At 58.8% G+C, this 17029-nt stretch carries 16 protein-coding genes and 1 tRNA gene; 13 read left to right on the forward strand and 4 right to left on the reverse strand.

All coding sequences use genetic code 11. From position 1 onward, the window contains the following. Positions 1 to 4 precede the first annotated feature (4 nt). From LIY36_RS05715 to LIY36_RS05730, 4 genes are all read left to right on the forward strand, one after another. Entirely contained in the window at positions 5 to 607 is a 603-nt protein-coding gene (locus tag LIY36_RS05715) for a DsbA family protein (RefSeq protein WP_226455221.1), read from the forward strand. Next, positions 600 to 2402: an ABC transporter ATP-binding protein gene (locus tag LIY36_RS05720; protein ID WP_192296901.1), complete on the forward strand. Its 1803-nt coding sequence runs from the start codon at positions 600 to 602 to the stop codon at positions 2400 to 2402. The genes LIY36_RS05715 and LIY36_RS05720 overlap by 8 nt, the downstream gene beginning before the upstream one ends. A 71-nt stretch (positions 2403 to 2473) precedes the next feature. After that, entirely contained in the window at positions 2474 to 4936 is a 2463-nt protein-coding gene (locus tag LIY36_RS05725; RefSeq protein WP_226455065.1) for an EAL domain-containing protein, read from the forward strand. 78 nt (positions 4937 to 5014) lie between these two features. After that, positions 5015 to 5782, forward strand: a complete 768-nt coding sequence (locus LIY36_RS05730) for an iron-containing redox enzyme family protein (protein WP_230412706.1) — start codon at positions 5015 to 5017, stop codon at positions 5780 to 5782. A gap of 23 nt (positions 5783 to 5805) precedes the next feature. On the opposite strand, the gene LIY36_RS05735 is transcribed toward LIY36_RS05730, so the two are convergent. Both LIY36_RS05735 and lldD read right to left on the reverse strand, forming a co-directional pair. Further along, on the reverse strand, positions 5806 to 6732 hold the full coding sequence (locus LIY36_RS05735) for a GGDEF domain-containing protein (RefSeq protein WP_226455067.1): 927 nt from the start codon (positions 6730 to 6732) through the stop codon (positions 5806 to 5808). 290 nt (positions 6733 to 7022) lie between these two features. Next, positions 7023 to 8159: an FMN-dependent L-lactate dehydrogenase LldD gene (gene lldD, locus LIY36_RS05740; RefSeq protein WP_226455068.1), complete on the reverse strand. Its 1137-nt coding sequence runs from the start codon at positions 8157 to 8159 to the stop codon at positions 7023 to 7025. A gap of 101 nt (positions 8160 to 8260) precedes the next feature. Between lldD and LIY36_RS05745 the strand changes: the two genes are divergently transcribed. The 8 genes from LIY36_RS05745 to LIY36_RS05780 all read left to right on the forward strand — a co-directional run bounded on the left by LIY36_RS05745 (position 8261) and on the right by LIY36_RS05780 (position 12725). Then, a complete protein-coding gene (locus LIY36_RS05745) occupies positions 8261 to 9166 on the forward strand; it encodes a LysR family transcriptional regulator (RefSeq protein WP_192296896.1) in 906 nt (301 codons plus the stop codon). Between the two features lie 41 nt (positions 9167 to 9207). After that, a tRNA-Asn gene (locus LIY36_RS05750) sits at positions 9208 to 9283 on the forward strand. Between the two features lie 122 nt (positions 9284 to 9405). Beyond that, the gene (locus tag LIY36_RS05755) at positions 9406 to 9819 is read left to right on the forward strand and encodes a ParA family protein (protein ID WP_226455069.1); all 414 of its coding nucleotides are present in this window, start codon (positions 9406 to 9408) and stop codon (positions 9817 to 9819) included. A 176-nt stretch (positions 9820 to 9995) separates the two neighbouring features. Further along, positions 9996 to 10349 carry an Imm2 family immunity protein gene (gene imm2, locus LIY36_RS05760; RefSeq protein ID WP_226455222.1) on the forward strand — a complete coding sequence of 118 codons (354 nt, stop codon included), beginning with the start codon at positions 9996 to 9998 and terminating at the stop codon, positions 10347 to 10349. 242 nt (positions 10350 to 10591) lie between these two features. Then, complete coding sequence (locus tag LIY36_RS05765; RefSeq protein WP_226455070.1) at positions 10592 to 10945, forward strand: hypothetical protein; 354 nt, start codon at positions 10592 to 10594, stop codon at positions 10943 to 10945. A gap of 130 nt (positions 10946 to 11075) precedes the next feature. After that, a complete protein-coding gene (locus LIY36_RS05770; protein ID WP_226455071.1) occupies positions 11076 to 11483 on the forward strand; it encodes a HEAT repeat domain-containing protein in 408 nt (135 codons plus the stop codon). A gap of 274 nt (positions 11484 to 11757) precedes the next feature. Further along, positions 11758 to 12231 carry a type II RES/Xre toxin-antitoxin system antitoxin gene (gene parS / locus LIY36_RS05775; protein ID WP_192296893.1) on the forward strand — a complete coding sequence of 158 codons (474 nt, stop codon included), beginning with the start codon at positions 11758 to 11760 and terminating at the stop codon, positions 12229 to 12231. After that, positions 12231 to 12725: an RES family NAD+ phosphorylase gene (locus LIY36_RS05780; protein ID WP_226455072.1), complete on the forward strand. Its 495-nt coding sequence runs from the start codon at positions 12231 to 12233 to the stop codon at positions 12723 to 12725. The genes parS and LIY36_RS05780 overlap by 1 nt, the downstream gene beginning before the upstream one ends. Positions 12726 to 13008: 283 nt before the next feature. Here the strand turns inward: LIY36_RS05780 and LIY36_RS05785 are convergent, their stop codons facing one another. Both LIY36_RS05785 and LIY36_RS05790 read right to left on the reverse strand, forming a co-directional pair. Continuing rightward, positions 13009 to 14871: a DUF3857 domain-containing transglutaminase family protein gene (locus LIY36_RS05785; protein WP_226455073.1), complete on the reverse strand. Its 1863-nt coding sequence runs from the start codon at positions 14869 to 14871 to the stop codon at positions 13009 to 13011. Between the two features lie 146 nt (positions 14872 to 15017). Beyond that, complete coding sequence (locus tag LIY36_RS05790; protein WP_192296887.1) at positions 15018 to 15656, reverse strand: TetR/AcrR family transcriptional regulator; 639 nt, start codon at positions 15654 to 15656, stop codon at positions 15018 to 15020. Positions 15657 to 15775: 119 nt separating this feature from the next. Here LIY36_RS05790 and LIY36_RS05795 point away from each other — a divergent pair, with 119 nt between their 5' ends. Then, complete coding sequence (locus tag LIY36_RS05795) at positions 15776 to 16993, forward strand: MFS transporter (protein ID WP_226455074.1); 1218 nt, start codon at positions 15776 to 15778, stop codon at positions 16991 to 16993. Positions 16994 to 17029: the final 36 nt, after the last annotated feature.

Here is a 17029-nt window from a genome sequence, read left to right on the forward strand (position 1 = left end):
CCCGATGTGTTCCTGGTGCTGGGGGTTTGCCCCGGTAGCCGAAGCCTTGGTGGAGCAGGCCCGGGCCGCCGGTGTGGAACTGCACCTGGTGGTGGGCGGCTTGCGCACCGGCAGCGGTGCGGCGTTGGAGCCGACCACGCGGCGCTACATCCTCGAACACTGGCAGGCGGTGACCGGCGCTACCGGCCAGCCGTTCAAGCGCGAAGGCGCGTTGCCCGACGGTTTTGTGTATGACACGGAGCCTGCGTGTCGCGCCATCGTCACCGCGCGCAGCCTGGCGCCGGATTGTGCGTGGACGTTGCTGGGGCTGATCCAGCGCGCGTTTTATGTCGAGGGCCGCGACGTGACCCTCGCCAGCGTGCTGGTGGACCTGGCCGAACAGGCGGGCATCCCGCGTATCGAGTTTGCCGGTGCCTTCGACCGTGCCGAGCAGCATGCGGCCACGGCTGCCGATTTCACCTGGGTGCAGGACCTGGGCATCGCCGGTTTTCCGACGCTGCTGGCCGAGCGCAATGGCCAGCTGGCTTTGCTGACCAACGGCTACCAGCCGCTGGCCGAGCTGTCGCCGCTACTGGGCCGATGGCTGGAGCGAGCCACCTGTGCATGAACCGGCCCAGCGCACTGATCGACTGACCTGGGCGGAGATCCGCCGCCTGGCCCTGCGTCACAAGAAATCCCTGTGGATCGCCAATGGCGTCGCCGTCCTGGCGACCCTGTGCAGCGTGCCTATCCCGCTGCTGTTGCCGCTGCTGGTCGATGAAGTGCTGCTCGGCCACGGCGACGCCGCGCTCAAGGTGATGAACCACGCGCTGCCGCTGGGCTGGCAGAAAGCCGCCGGTTATATCGGCCTGATGCTGCTGGTGACGTTGTTCCTGCGCTGCGGCGCGCTGGTGTTCAACGTGGTGCAGGCGCGGCTGTTTGCGCGGCTGGCCAAGGACATCGTGTACCGCATCCGCGTGCGCTTGATCGAGCGGCTCAAGCGCATCTCCCTGGGGGAATACGAAAGCCTGGGCAGCGGCACGGTCACCACCCATTTGGTCACCGACCTGGACACCCTGGACAAATTCGTCGGTGAAACCCTCAGCCGTTTCCTCGTGGCGATGCTCACCTTGGTGGGCACGTCGGCGATCCTGGTGTGGATGCATTGGCAGCTGGCGCTGCTGATCCTGCTGTTCAACCCGTTGGTGATCTACGCCACGGTGCAGTTGGGCAAACGGGTCAAGCACTTGAAGAAACTCGAGAACGACAGCACCTCGCGGTTCACTCAAGCCCTGACCGAAACCCTGGATGCGATCCAGGAAGTGCGCGCCGGCAACCGCCAGGGGTTTTTCCTGGGCCGCCTGGGCCAGCGCGCCCAGGAAGTGCGTGACTATGCGGTGCACTCGCAGTGGAAAACCGATGCGTCCAGCCGCGCCAGTGGCTTGCTGTTCCAGTTCGGCATCGACATCTTCCGCGCGGCGGCGATGCTCACCGTGCTGTTTTCCGACCTGTCCATCGGCCAGATGCTCGCGGTGTTCAGCTACCTGTGGTTCATGATCGGCCCGGTGGAGCAACTGCTTAACCTGCAATACGCCTATTACGCGGCGGGCGGCGCGCTGACGCGGATCAACGAGCTATTGGCACGGGCCGACGAGCCGCAATACGCCGGCGGCGAAGACCCGTTCAGCGGGCGGGAAACGGTCGGTATCGAAGTCCGCGGGCTGAATTTCGGCTATGGCGAAGACCTGGTGCTCGACCAACTGAACCTGGCCATTGCGCCGGGCGAGAAGGTCGCGATCGTCGGCGCCAGCGGTGGCGGCAAGAGCACCCTGGTGCAGTTGCTGCTGGGGTTGTACACGCCGCAGGCGGGCAGCATCCGCTTCGGCGGTGCGACCCAGCAGGAAATCGGCCTGGAGACCATCCGCGAGAACGTCGCCGTGGTGCTGCAACACCCGGCGTTGTTCAACGACACCGTGCGCGCCAACCTGACCATGGGGCGCACCCGCAGCGACCAGGCCTGCTGGCAGGCACTGGAAATTGCCCAGCTGGATGCTACCGTCAAGGCACTGCCGATGGGCCTGGACAGTGTGGTGGGGCGTTCCGGGGTGCGGTTTTCCGGCGGCCAGCGGCAACGCCTGGCGATTGCGCGGATGGTCCTGGCCGAGCCGAAGGTGGTGATCCTCGACGAAGCGACTTCCGCCCTCGACGCCGCCACCGAGTACAACCTGCACCAGGCGCTGGCGCGGTTTCTCAGCGGGCGTACTACACTGATCATCGCCCACCGTCTGTCGGCGGTTAAGCAGGCAGACCGAGTCTTGGTGTTTGACGGCGGGCACATTGCCGAGGATGGTGATCATCAACAACTGATCGCCGACGGCGGGCTGTACGCAAAACTTTATGGACACTTGCAACAAGTGCGTTGATTTAGCCTAGGCTGAGCTATCGGAAGCGGTTTTTCGCGTGCGTATCCAGCGGTGCATGTGCAAGGGACTTCATGAAGCAAAAGCGGACTCTCGGAACGCCTCGGCTGTTGGGCATTGTGTGGCCCTTTATCGCCGTCGTGCTGTTCCAGGCATTGTTAGGCTGCGTCAGTCTCTACGTGCTTTCGGCCGTGCGCGGCTACGTGGCAGGCGAAAGCTTGTGGTCCAAGGGCCAGAAAGATGCCATCTATTACCTGACCCTCTACGCCGACAACCGCGACGAAACCACCTACCTCAAGTACCAGCAAGCCATCGCCGTGCCCCAGGGCGGGCATGAACTGCGCATCGCCCTCGACCAACCCGCTCCCGACATCGCCGCAGCCCGCCAGGGCATCCTCAAGGGCGGTAACCATCCTGACGATGTCTCCAGCCTGATCTGGCTGTACCTCAACTTCCGCCATTTCAGCTACCTGGAAAAAGCCATCGAGCTGTGGACGGTCGGCGACGGCTACCTGCTGCAACTGGATGACCTGGCCCAGGAAATGCACCGCGCGATCCGCGCCGACCACCTCAGCGGCAACGACGTGCGGCAATGGAAGGCGCGCATCACTGCGATCAATGAAGGCGTGACGCCGGCCGCCAAGGCCTTCAGCGACGCCTTGGGCGAAGGTTCGCGGATGATTCTGCGCCTGCTGCTGATCACGAACCTGGCGACCGCACTGGGCCTGATCGTGCTGGCGCTGTTGCGCACCCACAAACTGCTGGCCCAGCGTCATGCGTTCGCCGACGCCTTGCAGGCGGAAAAGGAGCGTGCGCAGATCACCCTGGAGTCGATTGGCGATGGGGTGATCACCACCGACGTCGATGGCGCCATCGCCTACATGAACCCGGCAGCCGAGGCGTTGACCCACTGGAAGTCGGCCCAGGCCCAGGGCCTGCCCCTGGCCGCGTTGTTCAAACTGCTCGACGAAAACGCCGAGCCCGACGGTTTTACCCTGATCGATCACATCATCAAGGGCCGGCTCAGTGGTGGCAGCGAGCATTCCAAGCTGATCCAGCGCCTGGACGGCAGCACGGTTTCGGTGACGCTGGTGGGGGCGCCGATCTGCAGTGCCGGCAAGGTCAGCGGGGCCGTGCTGGTGCTGCATGACATGACCCAGGAGCGCCAGTACATCGCCAACCTGTCGTGGCAGGCCACCCACGATGCGTTGACCGGCCTGGCCAACCGTCGCGAATTCGAGTTCCGGCTGGAGCAGGTGCTGCATCACGTGGGGCGCCAGCAGAACCCACGGCATGCGTTGATGTTCCTCGACCTGGACCAGTTCAAGCTGGTCAACGACACCTGCGGCCACGCAGCGGGCGATGAACTGCTGCGGCACATCTGCGCGCTCCTGCAATCGGACCTGCGCGACGGCGACACTCTGGCGCGCCTGGGCGGCGACGAGTTCGGCATCCTGCTGGAAAACTGCCCGGCGCCGGTGGCGGAGAAAATCGCCGAGAGCCTGCGCCATACCGTGCAAAGCCTGCATTTTGTGTGGAAAGGCCGGCCGTTCATGACCACCGTCAGCATTGGCCTGGTGCATATCTCCCAGGTCCCGACCACCCTGGAGACGTCACTGCGAGCGGCGGACATGGCCTGCTACATGGCCAAGGAAAAGGGCCGCAACCGGGTGCAGGTCTATCATGCCGACGATTCGGAACTGTCCCTGCGGTTTGGCGAGATGGCCTGGGTGCAGCGCTTGCACATGGCCCTGGAGGAAAACCGGTTTTGCTTGTACGCCCAGGAAATCGCGCCCCTGGGGTATACCGATGGCGGCACCGGGCATATTGAAATCCTGCTGCGCCTGCATGACGAAGGCGGTCGCATCATCTTGCCCGACAGTTTTATCCCGGCCGCCGAGCGCTATGGCTTGATGACCTCGCTGGACCGTTGGGTGGTGGATAATGTGTTCAAGATCATCGCCGACTGCATGCGCGAGCGGCCGGGCCTGCCCATGGCGATGTGTGCGATCAATCTGTCGGGTATTACCATCGGCGATGACGACTTTCTCGGCTTTTTACGTGAGAAATTCAATAACTACGGTATACCGCCGGCGATGATCTGTTTTGAAATAACCGAAACCAGTGCTATCGCCAACCTGGGCAGTGCAATTCGCTTTATTAATGAACTCAAAGCCTTAGGTTGTCATTTCTCGCTCGACGACTTTTGTGCCGGAATGTCCTCATTCGCTTATCTCAAACATTTACCTGTAGACTTCCTGAAGATCGATGGAAGTTTCGTAAAGGATATGCTGGACGACCCGATTAACCGCGCCATGGTCGAAGTGATCAATCACATCGGCCACGTCATGGGTAAGCGCACAATTGCCGAGTTTGTTGAAACACCGCACATCGAACAGGCGTTGCTTGAGATTGGTGTGGATTACGCTCAGGGCTACCTGATAGAACGCCCGCAATTGTTTACCTTTGATAGCTTGCAGTGTCGACCTGTGCGACCGCAGCCCCTGTTATTCAGGGCGCCCGGCACATTCCGCTGAAACATACGCTGGTCTGTACTATCACACTAAAAAAGGAGCCTTATAGTGATCGACACATTCAACAGAACCGGCCCGCTAATGGAAGCCTCAAGTTACCCAGCCTGGGCACAGCAATTGATCCAGGACTGTAGCGAGAGCAAGCGCCGAGTTGTCGAGCACGAACTGTACCAGCGCATGCGTGACAACACGCTCAGCGCCAAGACCATGCGCCACTACCTGATCGGTGGCTGGCCGGTGGTTGAACAGTTTGCGTTGTACATGGCACAGAACCTCACCAAGACCAAGTTTGCCCGCCATCCTGGGGAGGATATGGCGCGACGTTGGCTGATGCGCAATATTCGCGTCGAGTTGAACCACGCCGATTATTGGGTGCATTGGGCGCGTGCCCATGGGGTCAGCCTCGAGGAGTTGCAGGCGCAGAACGTGCCGCCTGAATTGCATGCGCTCAGCCACTGGTGCTGGCACACCAGCTCGGCCGATTCGCTGATCGTGGCCGTGGCCGCGACCAACTATGCAATCGAAGGGGCGACGGGGGAGTGGTCGGCCGTGGTGTGTTCCACCGGTGTCTACGCGGCGGCCTTCCCCGAAGAAGAACGCAAGCGTGCGATGAAGTGGCTGAAGATGCATGCCCAGTACGACGATGCCCACCCGTGGGAAGCACTGGAAATCATCTGCACCCTGGCCGGGATGAACCCGAGCAAGGCCTTGCAGGTCGAGCTGCGCCAAGCCGTATGCAAGAGCTACGACTACATGTATCTGTTCCTGGAAAGCTGCATGCGCCTGGAGAAAGAGAAAGCGCCTGCGGCCGCGCGTGAGCGCCCGATGCGCGTCGCCAGCGAGGCGTGATGTGACACGTGATGGCGGGGTGCTTACCCCGCCATTGCCAAGCGGTTGCGGCCTTCGCGCTTGGCCACGTACAAGGCGCTGTCGGCCCGGCGCAATAGGCTGTCGGCCGACTCTGCGGCCAGCAGGGTCGAGCAACCGAGGCTCACGGTCAATTCGATTCTTGTCCCATCCGCCCAATAGTCGTGGGCTTGTGCCGCCTTGCGCAGGCGTTCGCCGACCAGCGCCGCCGCGTCCCGGCCGGTGTTGGACAGCAGGATCAGAAACTCTTCCCCGCCAAACCTGAACACCATGTCGACGTTACGCAACTGGCTCTTGATGGCCTGGGCCACGGTGCGCAACACGCTGTCGCCGGCCGTATGGCCATGGGTGTCGTTGATGACCTTGAAGTGATCGATGTCCAGCATCAGCAGCGACAGTGGGTTCAAATGCCGACGCGCCATGTCGATTTCCCGTTGCAGGGTCTGATCCATGGCGATGCGGTTACCGGTTTGCGTCAACGGATCGCGCAGCGCGCTGCGGGTGGCCGCGCGATAGAGCAGGGCATTGCGCATCGGGTAGAGCAGGGTAGCCAGCAAGGATTCGAGCTGACTCAGTTCGTCTTCCAGAAGGCGCTGGTTGCGGCGGAACACCAACTCGCCCAGGTGCTCGCCTTCATGGCTCAGCGCGTAGCTCACCGAGTGATGGCCGCGATGGCCAAACTCCAGGCGCAGGTCGCTGGCCTGGTGGTGATATTGCAGGGCGTCCAGGGGGACCAGGCGTTGGATTTCGCGGAAAAACAGGCCGAGGATCCGCTCCGGTTCCAGGCTGGTCTGCAAGTGCATGCTCAACTGCTGGCGCAGCTGCGCGACTGTGGTGGGGCGTCGTGGCAGGGAGGACGGTTGACCGAAACCCAGGCGTTGCAATTTGGCACTGTCGAAGTCAATTGCGTTGGTATGGGTCGGTGTTTTCATAAACTATCAGCCTCTAAGCGCAGAACTGTCTTACAGGCTCGATAAGAGTGGCGAGTGCCATGCGTCGTACTGTTCCCTCAGTTCCGTAAAACATTGGAAACAGTTTAGACCGCTTTGCAGTGGGTTATAACCCCTGGGCACTGCCACACGTCTTGTCATCGCCTAACCTGCTTGAGACAAGTTAGAGCGAGATTCATGCCAAATCCTTTGTTTTTATAAAAGTCCTTTTAAATCAAATGGCTGTAAATACAGCCAACGTGCAACGGTGCCCAGTGACGCCATTTATTTGGCTATGGGTTGACCAGCGTTGTACGGTCGATCTGATCGATCGAGGTCACACCGGTCAGGGTCATGGCCACGCGCATTTCCTTGGCGAAGATATCCAGCAGGTTTTCCACGCCGTGCTGACCCTCGGCGGCCAGCGCGTAGGCGGTCGAACGTCCCAGCAGGCACGCCTTGGCGCCGAGGGCGAGCATGCGTACCACGTCGAGCCCGGAGCGCACACCCGAGTCCACCAGCACCGTCAGATCGTCCCCGACCACTTCGGCAATCGGCGGCAATGCCTTGGCGGTGGACAACACGCCATCCAACTGCCGGCCGCCGTGGTTGGAGACCACGATGCCGTCGGCGCCGAAACTCACGGCGTCCTTGGCGTCTTGCGGGTCGAGGATGCCCTTGATGATCATCGGGCCCTTCCAGAATTCACGGATCCACTCCAGGTCTTTCCAACTGATCGACGGATCGAAATTGTTGGCCAGCCAGCCGATGTAGTCTTCCAGGTGCGTGGGTTTGCCGAGGTATTTGGAGATATTGCCCAGGTCATGGGGGCGCCCCATCAACCCGACATCGACGGCCCATTGCGGCTTGGTCACGGCTTGCAGTATGCGGCGCGAAGCGGCGAACGGCCCGGACATGCCCGAGTGCGCATCGCGGTAACGCGAACCCGGCGTGGGCATATCGACGGTGAATACCAGCGTCGTGACCCCGGCGGCCTGCGCACGCTCCAGGGCATTGCGCATGAAACCGCGGTCCTTGAGCACATAGAGTTGGAACCAGATCGCCTGTGGGCTTTGCGACGCGACCTCTTCAATCGGGCACACCGACACTGTCGACAGGCAGAACGGAATACCTTTGTTCGCCGCCGCCTTGGCCGCCTGCACTTCACCGCGACGCGCATACATGCCGGTCAGGCCAACCGGGCTGAGGATCACCGGCAGCGCCAATTCCTGGCCGAACAGCGTGCTTTTCAGGCTCAGGTTGTCGACATTACGCAGGATGCGCTGGCGCAGGCTGATGTCGGCCAAGTCCGTGCCGTTGGCGCGCATCGTGTGCTCAGCGTTGGCGCCACCGTCGATGTAATCGAACAGAAAGCGCGGCAGCTTGCGTCGGGCGGCTTCACGGTAATCGGAAGCGGACGAAATGATCATCAGCGTAAACTCCACAGGTCAAAGGGGGTTCACGATAAGCAAAGCTCTGGCATGATAAAAACAACTTTTTCAACTAGCATCCAGTCGCTAAAGGAATACTGATGAACCTCAGAACACTGCGCACCTTTGTCGAAGTGGTGCGCCAGGGCGGTTTCTCCCAGGCGGCTGAGGTTGTGTCCCTGACCCAATCCACGGTGAGCAAGGCGGTCAAGACCCTGGAGGATGAACTGGGCATGCCGCTGCTCAATCGTCTCGGGCATAAGAACGAACTCACCGCCGCTGGCGAAATGACCTACCGCCGCGCCCAGGTGCTGCTTGCCGAGCACAATGACCTGCTGGCCGAGATCAACGACTTGCGTGGCCTCAAGCGCGGCGTACTGCGCATCGGCTTGCCGCCAGTGGGCTGCGGTGTGTTGTTTGCAGCGATGTTTGCGACCTACCGCCGCCGCTATCCGGACATCGAGATCGAACTCACCGAATACGGCAGCAAAAAACTGCGCGACTGCCTGGAAGCGGGGGAGGTCGACCTGGCGGCGCTACTGCTGCCGATGGACGAAGGTTTCGACTACCAGCCCGTACGCAACGAACCGTTGATGGCCGTGCTACCCGTGGAGCACCCTCTGGCGCAAAACACGCGCATCGACTTCAACGACCTGGCGGACTCGCCGTTCATCCTGTTCGAAGCCGGCTTCGCCCTCAACGCCAAGATCCTCGCCGCGTGCGAACGCAAAGGCGTGACCCCTCGGGTCGCGGCCCGCAGCGGGCAGATCGACTTTATCGTCGACCTGGTCTCGGCGGGCCTGGGCGTCGCCTTCCTGCCGCGCATGCTGGCGCACAAGCATCAACACACCGGCATCGCCCTGATCCCGCTGGACGAACCCCACACCGACTGGCACATCGCCCTGGCCTGGCGCGCCAGCGCCCACCTGCCACCCGCCGCGCGGGCCTGGCTGGATTTGGCCAAGGAACAGCCACTCACGACCGATCATCCGGTACGTTCGCACTGAATGCTTGACTTCTTCTTTTTAATCAGTAACATACGGCGCATTCCGCGATAGCTCAGTTGGTAGAGCAAATGACTGTTAATCATTGGGTCCCTGGTTCGAGTCCAGGTCGTGGAGCCAGATAGAGAAAAGCCTGCAGAGATGCAGGCTTTTTTTTGCCTTGGATTTGGCCGGGGTGATCGAAGCGCACAGCGTGGCAGGCATGAAGACGTCTCTAATCCCACGATTCAGAGGTAAGCCCCATGAAAGTCGCTGCAGTCGTTTCAACCAAAGGCGGGCCGGGTAAGACCACGGTTGGCGCCAATCTGGGCGCGTTCTGGCTTCGTAGTGCGCGCGAATCCGGCAAGCAAATGGAAACCTTTAAAATGATCAACTTAAGGCTGGCGAATGAGTATCTGGCTGGGCCGGTATTTTGCCCTGACCTAGATCAAATGGGGCACGTTGATATCGAAGATTTACCTGTTTCGCGAAGTTTGAGCGATAAAATCAGGATGTGGGATGATGAGTATCAAAGTACTTTCAATGACGAATATCCTCCCGACTCTGGGTTTTGCTCTCCGCAGGAGAAAGTCCGTCATGTAAACGAGGGGTGCCTATTGGCCCAAGAAATGCAGGCGGAATTAGGCGATAGCTATAAAATTGAGTATTGCCCCTGAGATTTCTTAAAAATTCCTAAGGTTGTTGTGAGCATAATCTGTCTGAGTCATATGTACATAGGGAAAAAGGGGGGCGGATTTAAATTCTCTTGATAAATAAATTTGGCCCCTCTTCGTGCTGTGAATATTTTTGATAATCAGGGCGTCATGTTGCGTCCACCAAGGAAAACTCCGTGATGGAAGAAAGAGTGACTTACGCTGAAATTAGGTCTTGGTTTTTGGGCAGTTACTACAGCTACTGCAGAGTAAAGCTTAGGCATCGAAGCGCTTGGGTCGAAGGTGAAAGCGAGGTAGGCTTTGCCTATAGCGAACTCGAAAATTCCTTTGATCTGCCAGTTGAGAAGTTGATGCTTGAAATTTTAGCTCTTGTTCTTTCTGCGGGTCGATCTTCCGAGAGCGTCAAACAATATCATATGGATGCTGCCTTAATGCTGATCGAGCAGATTGACCTTTCCTCTATGCTGAAAGAGCTGCCTCCGGAAGAGGCAGTAGACCTTGTTGAAGATCTTCGATTATTAGACATTTTGTAAGCTTTGTACGAACAGTTATGTCGATGATACTGCATAGCGCAGGCCGGCGATCTAGATGTATGGACTCGATCTCCATCATCATGCTCGGTTCGATAGTTTCTCCGGTATCAACGATGTGTTTTGAAAAGGACAAAAAAGGGGACGAATTTAAATTTTCTGAATAAATTAATCTGGCCCCTTTTCTCACTCACCGTGGATATGTCCTGTCCATGCACCTTTCATCCATTGGCGTGAGGGCTAAAATGAACATTCGTTTTTTTATGGAAGAGTCAGCTGAATTCTCAAGTCCTCGGTGCAGCACTGATGTGGAGAGAGTAGATGGTGTAGATCTTCTCGCATGCTTATTGATCGACAATGGTGGAGTGCCTTTTAACGAAACCATTCCTTGGTTGGATGAAGGGTTGAATAGACTATTGGCAGTGAGACGCGACGAGAAAGTTTTTACGGAATGGGCTCGTGATGCCTGGGCTGCTCATATATCGAAAGATGGAGTGAAAATTTATTCGCTTTATGATGAGGATTTTTCAATCACCATTAGCTTGGACGACTTCGAAAAGGCTTTACGAGGTTGGAAGGACTTTCTAGTGTCGCCGTAGAAACGGGCGACGCTTATGTAAGCTCAGCGATTGCGTGACGCAAGGGGCAAGTTCTGGCGAATTATCCTAAAATCACTGCGAATGTTTTCGATGCACGGCTCCGGATCCGACGAATTCTGATAGGTGTAGTATGTTGAAGGACTATGAATTTTTGCTGGATTCAATAAGTTCAGAAGATTACTGGTCGGATGTAGGAATTGATATCTTGGCCTCCAAGATCTCTCAGTTTGATAATTCAAGCTGGAACGAACTTGAATCTATTTTTCTGGCGAAGTCTGAAGTCTGGCGAGGTCGGTGCGCGGAGTCTCTCGGTGACTCGGATGATGAGCGGGCTTTGCGCGTTTTGCTAGCGCTTCTAAAAGCTGAAGAGGAGTCGGTTGTCATTCATGCAATTGAATCAATTGAATCAGTTTTTTTGGCTGGCTACATTCTTGACAGGGCGCAGGTCATACGCGCTCTAGATGAGGAGTTTGAGGTAGAGAGCAGAACATTGAAGCTAATGGCGGCTACGCTGGTTAGGAAGTTAAGTCAGGCATAAAGGTTACTCGGTAGCTGACAGAGGGCACCTCCTTTTCCTACAGGTCATTGCTCTGCGTCGCTTTGACAAGCCAAGTCAACCCAACCCGACTAACTTTCCAGGCATGACGTATGACAGACAATGCTCACCTAGCTTGAATTGGACTTGCAGAAAATGCCTCTTTTCAATCTGCCAGTTTCAGTGTGCGATAGGCGAAAAATACCCATCGTCGGATAGGTTGGCTTTCTCTGCCATCTGGCGATATATTTTAGCCATATGGCAGAGGAGGGCGACCATGATTCCTGCAAGCAAAAGCCTACAAGCGACAACATACGATCCAGCGCGGCCGCTGCAGCTGCTGTTTGGCGAAGGCAAAAAACTCAAGGTTACGAGTGCGTTTGAGCTTCATTCCATGATGGAGAAGGGGTTTCCGTCAGAGCTGGTGATTGCGTTTGTTCAGTCATACAGCCAACTACGAGATCACCATGTGTTCTCTAAGGTGCTCGGGCTTTCGGATCGAACGGTGCAGCGGCGTATCAAAAAGCCCGAACCCCTGACGGCTGAGCAGACCAACAGCACGTGGCGTCTGGCTAGCGTATTGAGTAAGGCAGAGGAGGTGTTGGGAGATCGCCAGCAGGCGCTCAACTGGATGACCTCTCCTGCTATGGGGCTCGAGGGAAAGACGCCTCTGGATCTGCTGACGACTCAGATGGGATTTGAGTTGGTAGAGGACTTTCTGACCCGCATGGAATACGGGGTGTATTCCTGATGACGATAGTGCCAGGGAATGGTGAGTTGTATTTGTGGCGATTGGATCAAGAGAAGCATGCATCCACTTGGTCGTCCGGTATTGGGGCTGAAATCGCTGGCGGCCGGTGGAACTCTAAAGGTATCAAAGCGGTGTACTGCTCCGCAGATCCGTCTACTGCGATCCTTGAGGTGGCCGTGCACAAAGGTTTTCAGGCGCTGGACACGATTGCGCATGTACTCACGTGTGCCCGGGTCAAGGACTTCAAGCTCGTCCATCGGGTCATGCCTGACTCGGTACCTAACGCAAACTGGCTGTTCCCGGGCTCACCCGGGCGAGGTCAGCAGCAGTTTGGTGACAGCCTCTTAGCAGAGCATCCCTTCGTGTTGATTCCTTCAGCCGTTTCCCGGCATAGCTGGAATGTGCTGATGAATCCCTCTACAACGCTCGATTTGTTCGAATTGATAAGTCAGGAGCATTTTGCCCTCGATACAAGATTGAACCCTCCTCAGTAGGTGCTTTGAGCAGAGAGGTGGGCCTCGGAGGGTTCGGCGACTGAGGGACTGCGTAGGTCTTACCGAGACGAGGCTGTAGAGAAAATTGGAGCTAGGTAGGTTTGCCCCCCCATAACGCAGGCGAGCGAAATCATCGCTGCGTCGGTAAGTTCGTTCCGTTTGACCGACAACCGTTGAGTTTTTTTCTAATGGGGTGTGGCTGATAGCCAGATGAAAAGGCCTGCACAGATGCAGGCCTCTTTTTGCCTTGGGATTGGCTGGGCAATCGCGTAGGTAGGCGCAGTTATAGGGTCTGCACAATCACCTGGCTTTTCAGGTCGTTGACCATCCCTTCAATCGTCGGCTTCATCGCGACGTAGTCCTGTGCGCTGCACTGCGCGTCGGTGTGGGCGAACTGGTAACTGCGGGTCACCACCACGCTGTTGCCGTCCTGGGTGTACGTGGCTTGGTAATCGAAGCCGCCGCTCTTGAGAGACACCGCCTTGGGCACTGCCAGAATATTTACCGTCTTCGGAAATTCGAAGCGCGCCCGTTCGGCAATTTCGCCAGACAGGCAGGTAAAGTTCTGGGTGCGCTCTTTCTCGGCCATAAACGCAAACACGTTCTGTGAAATGCCGCCGGCGAGGCTGGTGAGGGTCGGCACGCCGGTCGGGCCGGGCAGGTTGACCAGGTTGTCGGTGTGGCCCGTGATCGTCGATTTGAAGATCGGCGCATTGCCTTCCAGGGTGTCGCTGACGACTTCACCATTACCGGACTGGCCGTACATGCTGAGGATTTCCTGCGTCAGTTTCTTGAGGTCGGCGGGCGGCAGCGACTTGAATACGAAGCGGTTGAACTCCGCGCCCCAGCCTTCCACGGTGGAGACGTGGTTGAAGTCGGCGCCGCCGTTGTCGGCGACGGTGAAGGTCAGGGTGTTCTCGACTTTGCCCAGTTGGCTGATCGGCGTGCGTTCCAGTGCGCCGGTCTGGGTCAGCAACACCGGCTTGCCCAGGTCCGGAATCGGCAGATAGCCGGCGCCAATCGGCGCCGCCGTGGAGTCCAGGTACAGGTCCAGGCTCGGGACGTAGGTGATCGCATGGTTGAGCAGGCCCAGCGTCGGCACCGTTGGCAAGGTATAGGCGTTGCCGAAGTTGATCAGCGCCGGTGAGCTTTCGAGGGCGACGGCCTTGAGCAAGGCTTCGAGCAGGGCGACATGGTCTTTGCAGTCGCCGTAACGGTTGTCCAGCACCGCCTGCGCCGGGTGCGGTACTACGCCGCCAGGGCCGACGTAAACCGCGACATAGCGAATGTTCTTACGCACCCAGTCGCTCAGCGCCAGGGCTTTGCTACGTGGGGTGTCGAGGTTGTTTGTGAGTTCCTTGGCCAGTTTGCTGATGGCGGGCGTCACTTCGATCTGTGCCCTGGCGGCGTAGGCTTGGGCAAATTGTTTGTAGTCGGCGAACGTCGATACAGCCATGAATTGCCCGTAGTCGCTGTAGGCGACAGCACCGTTTTCGATTCGGAATTTCTCGCTGGGCAGTTGTTCCCAGTGATAGATCTTGCGACCGGGTGCCGCCGCTGGCGTGGAGGCCTTGTAGCCTTTGACATCGGCGTACAGTGGCATGCTCGCTGGCATGTCGTAGGAAAAGCTGGTTTGCTCGGTTTGGTAGAAGTCCGGGATGTTGATGTCTTCGAACTGCTGGGGAAACAATGGCTTGTTGCGCTGCAACTGGTAGCGCAAGACCAGGCGGTCGCCGACCGCCACGTCCGGGAAGATCACCACTTTGACCCGGGAGTCCTGGAACATCGGCGCATCGGCTGAGGCGCGCTCTTGCTGCTCCTTGATCTGTTTGGGCTGTACGCGGATTTTGCGACCGCTGGCTTTCTGGGTGTAGGCCTCGACGACTTTCAAGGTTTCCAGTGTGCGGTTGAAGCTCAGTGGCCGTTGGGCGTGCAGCTTGATTGCGCGCTCTTCATTGACCCGCGAGATCATTTCCACGTTGAGCACAAAGCTGCCGTCAGCATTGACGACATAGGCGTGGGTATTTTTTTCGACAGTGAGGGAGTGGTCGGTGTCATCGGCCTGCACCTGTGCCGTGAACAGCCCGCAAACCACCACAGCCAGCACACCGAACAGGCGCGCCGGGGAGAGAGTAAAGCCTTGCATAAAGATCCTTCTGAACGATGACGTGCGCCGTCGGTAACAGGGCGCGCATTCCTTGGGTAATCCGCTTAATGCGAAGCATTACTATATAGAAGTGGCGATAGGCCTGCAGTGTTTTTCCACGCTTCCCCGGCGGTTTTCCAGGTCTGCTACGGCTGTTTGAGTTGCGGCGCCACAACCGACGCCGCCACATCCCACGCCATCAGCAGCTGATCAATCGCCGCGTCGATCACGGCATGGGGCACGTTATCCCGTGCCAGGATCGACACCCCCTGCAAAAAGCTGTCAAACACCGTTGCCAGCACCGGGGCCTGCGTGTGTTGCGGCAATTGCCCGGCGCGGATCGCGCGCTCCACACACGCGACGATCCCCGCCCGTGTGCGCAGGCGTGATTGCGTCAGTGCATGGGCGACCCGCGCATTCTCCGGGCTCGGTGCACTCATCACGCCTAGCGCGACCATGCAGCCCTTGGGGTGCCCGTCTTCGCACTGCATGCGCGCCGACTGACGCAGGGCGGTTTCGATAGCCTGGCGGGGCAACAGGGTTTCGTCCCACAGGCATTCGGTGACTCTGGCGTAGGTCGACAGGTAGCGCTGCACGCATTCGTCGAACAACGCCTCCTTGGAGCCGAACGCGGCGTAAAAACTTGGCGCGGAGATACCGCCACCCAGGCCGGCCTTGAGTTGGGCGAGGGAGGTGGCGTCGTAGCCGTATTGCCAGAAAAGGTGCATCGCCTGTTCCACGGCATGGTCACGGTCGAAATTACGCGGGCGGCCCATCTGTGCCATGTCAGGTCTCCAGTAGAAAACGAGATAAATACTAGTCGATACATAAGTCGTTGACAATGTACCCGCTGGGCTTGCAACATTTGTATCGATCAGTATTTAAGTCGTCCCAGGAGTTGCCCATGACACCTTCACTCAGCTTGTCCGCGTCTTCAGAACGCTTGCCCATCGGCGCCTTGCTCGCCCTGGCCATGACCGGTTTCATCTGTATCGTCACCGAAACCTTGCCCGCAGGCCTGCTGCCGCTTATCAGCGCGGGCTTGGCGATTTCTCCGGCAATGGCCGGGCAGATGGTCACCGCCTATGCGCTGGGTTCGGTGCTGGCAGTCATCCCCATGACCATTGCGACCCGTGGCTGGCGTCGGCGTAATGTGCTGTTGCTGACCATCGTCGGTTTCCTGCTGTTCAACTCGATCACCGCGCTGTCATCCCACTACGGGGTGACCCTGGTCGCGCGGTTCTTCGCCGGCGTCGCCGCTGGCTTGGCCTGGAGCCTGCTGGCTGGTTACGCCCGGCGCATGGTCGCGCCCCGGCAACAGGGCAGGGCGCTGGCATTGGCGATGGTCGGCACGCCGATTGCGCTGTCGCTGGGTGTGCCTCTGGGCACGTTGCTGGGTGGGCTGCTGGGGTGGCGCACCACATTCGGGCTGATGTCGGCGCTGACGCTGGGGCTGATTGTGTGGGTGCTGGTGAAAGTCCCGGACTATCCACCCCAGGCCGCGCATCAGCGTTTGTCCCTGGGTAAGGTGCTGGCCACGCCGGGCGTGCGCCCGGTGCTGGCGGTGGTGATCAGTTGGATGCTGGCGCACAACATTCTGTACACCTACATCGCGCCCTTCGTGGCGCAGGCCGGGTTGGCGGAGCGTGTGGATGGAGTGCTGCTGGTGTTCGGGCTGGCGGCATTGGCGGGGATTTGGCTGACGGCCAGGCTGGTCGAGCCGCTGTTGCGCAAAACCGTGCTGGTGAGCCTGGCGACATTTGCAGGGGTCAGCGTGGTGTTTGGTGTTGTAGGAAGCCTGCCCGCAGTGATCTATCTCGGTGTCGCGGTGTGGGGGCTCAGCTTCGGCGGTGCAGCGACGCTGCTGCAAACCGCCCTGGCCGATGCGGCGGGGGATGGTGCGGACGTCGCGCTGTCGCTGAATGTGGTGGCGTGGAACAGCGCAATTGCCGCCAGTGGCATCGTCGGCGGGGTGTTGCTGGAGACCTGGGGCGTGGCGTCGTTCCCGTGGGCGATGCTGCTGTTGATTGCGCTGTCATTCGCACTGGCCTGGAGTGCACGCAGCCATGGGTTCAAGCCAGGGCCTCGAGGTGCGGGAAAACCTGCAGCGATTGGGCACTAATCTGACATTCGATAGTCAATAATCCTCGTAATATCA

It is taken from the genome of Pseudomonas sp. AF03-9, assembly GCF_020515815.1.
GTDB lineage: Bacteria > Pseudomonadota > Gammaproteobacteria > Pseudomonadales > Pseudomonadaceae > Aquipseudomonas.

Excerpts from the sequence above, each read along its gene's own strand:
- LIY36_RS05755 (WP_226455069.1), top strand. The coding sequence starts at position 9,406 with ATGAAAGTCGCTGCAGTCGTTTCAACCAAAGGCGGGCCGGGTAAGACC.
- LIY36_RS05745 (WP_192296896.1), top strand. The coding sequence starts at position 8,261 with ATGAACCTCAGAACACTGCGCACCTTTGTCGAAGTGGTGCGCCAGGGC.
- LIY36_RS05730 (WP_230412706.1), top strand. The coding sequence starts at position 5,015 with ATGGAAGCCTCAAGTTACCCAGCCTGGGCACAGCAATTGATCCAGGAC.
- LIY36_RS05770 (WP_226455071.1), top strand. The coding sequence starts at position 11,076 with ATGTTGAAGGACTATGAATTTTTGCTGGATTCAATAAGTTCAGAAGAT.
- LIY36_RS05725 (WP_226455065.1), top strand. The coding sequence starts at position 2,474 with ATGAAGCAAAAGCGGACTCTCGGAACGCCTCGGCTGTTGGGCATTGTG.
- imm2 (WP_226455222.1), top strand. The coding sequence starts at position 9,996 with ATGGAAGAAAGAGTGACTTACGCTGAAATTAGGTCTTGGTTTTTGGGC.
- LIY36_RS05795 (WP_226455074.1), top strand. The coding sequence starts at position 15,776 with ATGACACCTTCACTCAGCTTGTCCGCGTCTTCAGAACGCTTGCCCATC.
- LIY36_RS05790 (WP_192296887.1), bottom strand. The coding sequence starts at position 15,656 with ATGGCACAGATGGGCCGCCCGCGTAATTTCGACCGTGACCATGCCGTG.
- parS (WP_192296893.1), top strand. The coding sequence starts at position 11,758 with ATGATTCCTGCAAGCAAAAGCCTACAAGCGACAACATACGATCCAGCG.
- LIY36_RS05715 (WP_226455221.1), top strand. The coding sequence starts at position 5 with ATGTGTTCCTGGTGCTGGGGGTTTGCCCCGGTAGCCGAAGCCTTGGTG.
- LIY36_RS05780 (WP_226455072.1), top strand. The coding sequence starts at position 12,231 with ATGACGATAGTGCCAGGGAATGGTGAGTTGTATTTGTGGCGATTGGAT.
- lldD (WP_226455068.1), bottom strand. The coding sequence starts at position 8,159 with ATGATCATTTCGTCCGCTTCCGATTACCGTGAAGCCGCCCGACGCAAG.
- LIY36_RS05735 (WP_226455067.1), bottom strand. The coding sequence starts at position 6,732 with ATGAAAACACCGACCCATACCAACGCAATTGACTTCGACAGTGCCAAA.
- LIY36_RS05785 (WP_226455073.1), bottom strand. The coding sequence starts at position 14,871 with ATGCAAGGCTTTACTCTCTCCCCGGCGCGCCTGTTCGGTGTGCTGGCT.
- LIY36_RS05765 (WP_226455070.1), top strand. The coding sequence starts at position 10,592 with ATGAACATTCGTTTTTTTATGGAAGAGTCAGCTGAATTCTCAAGTCCT.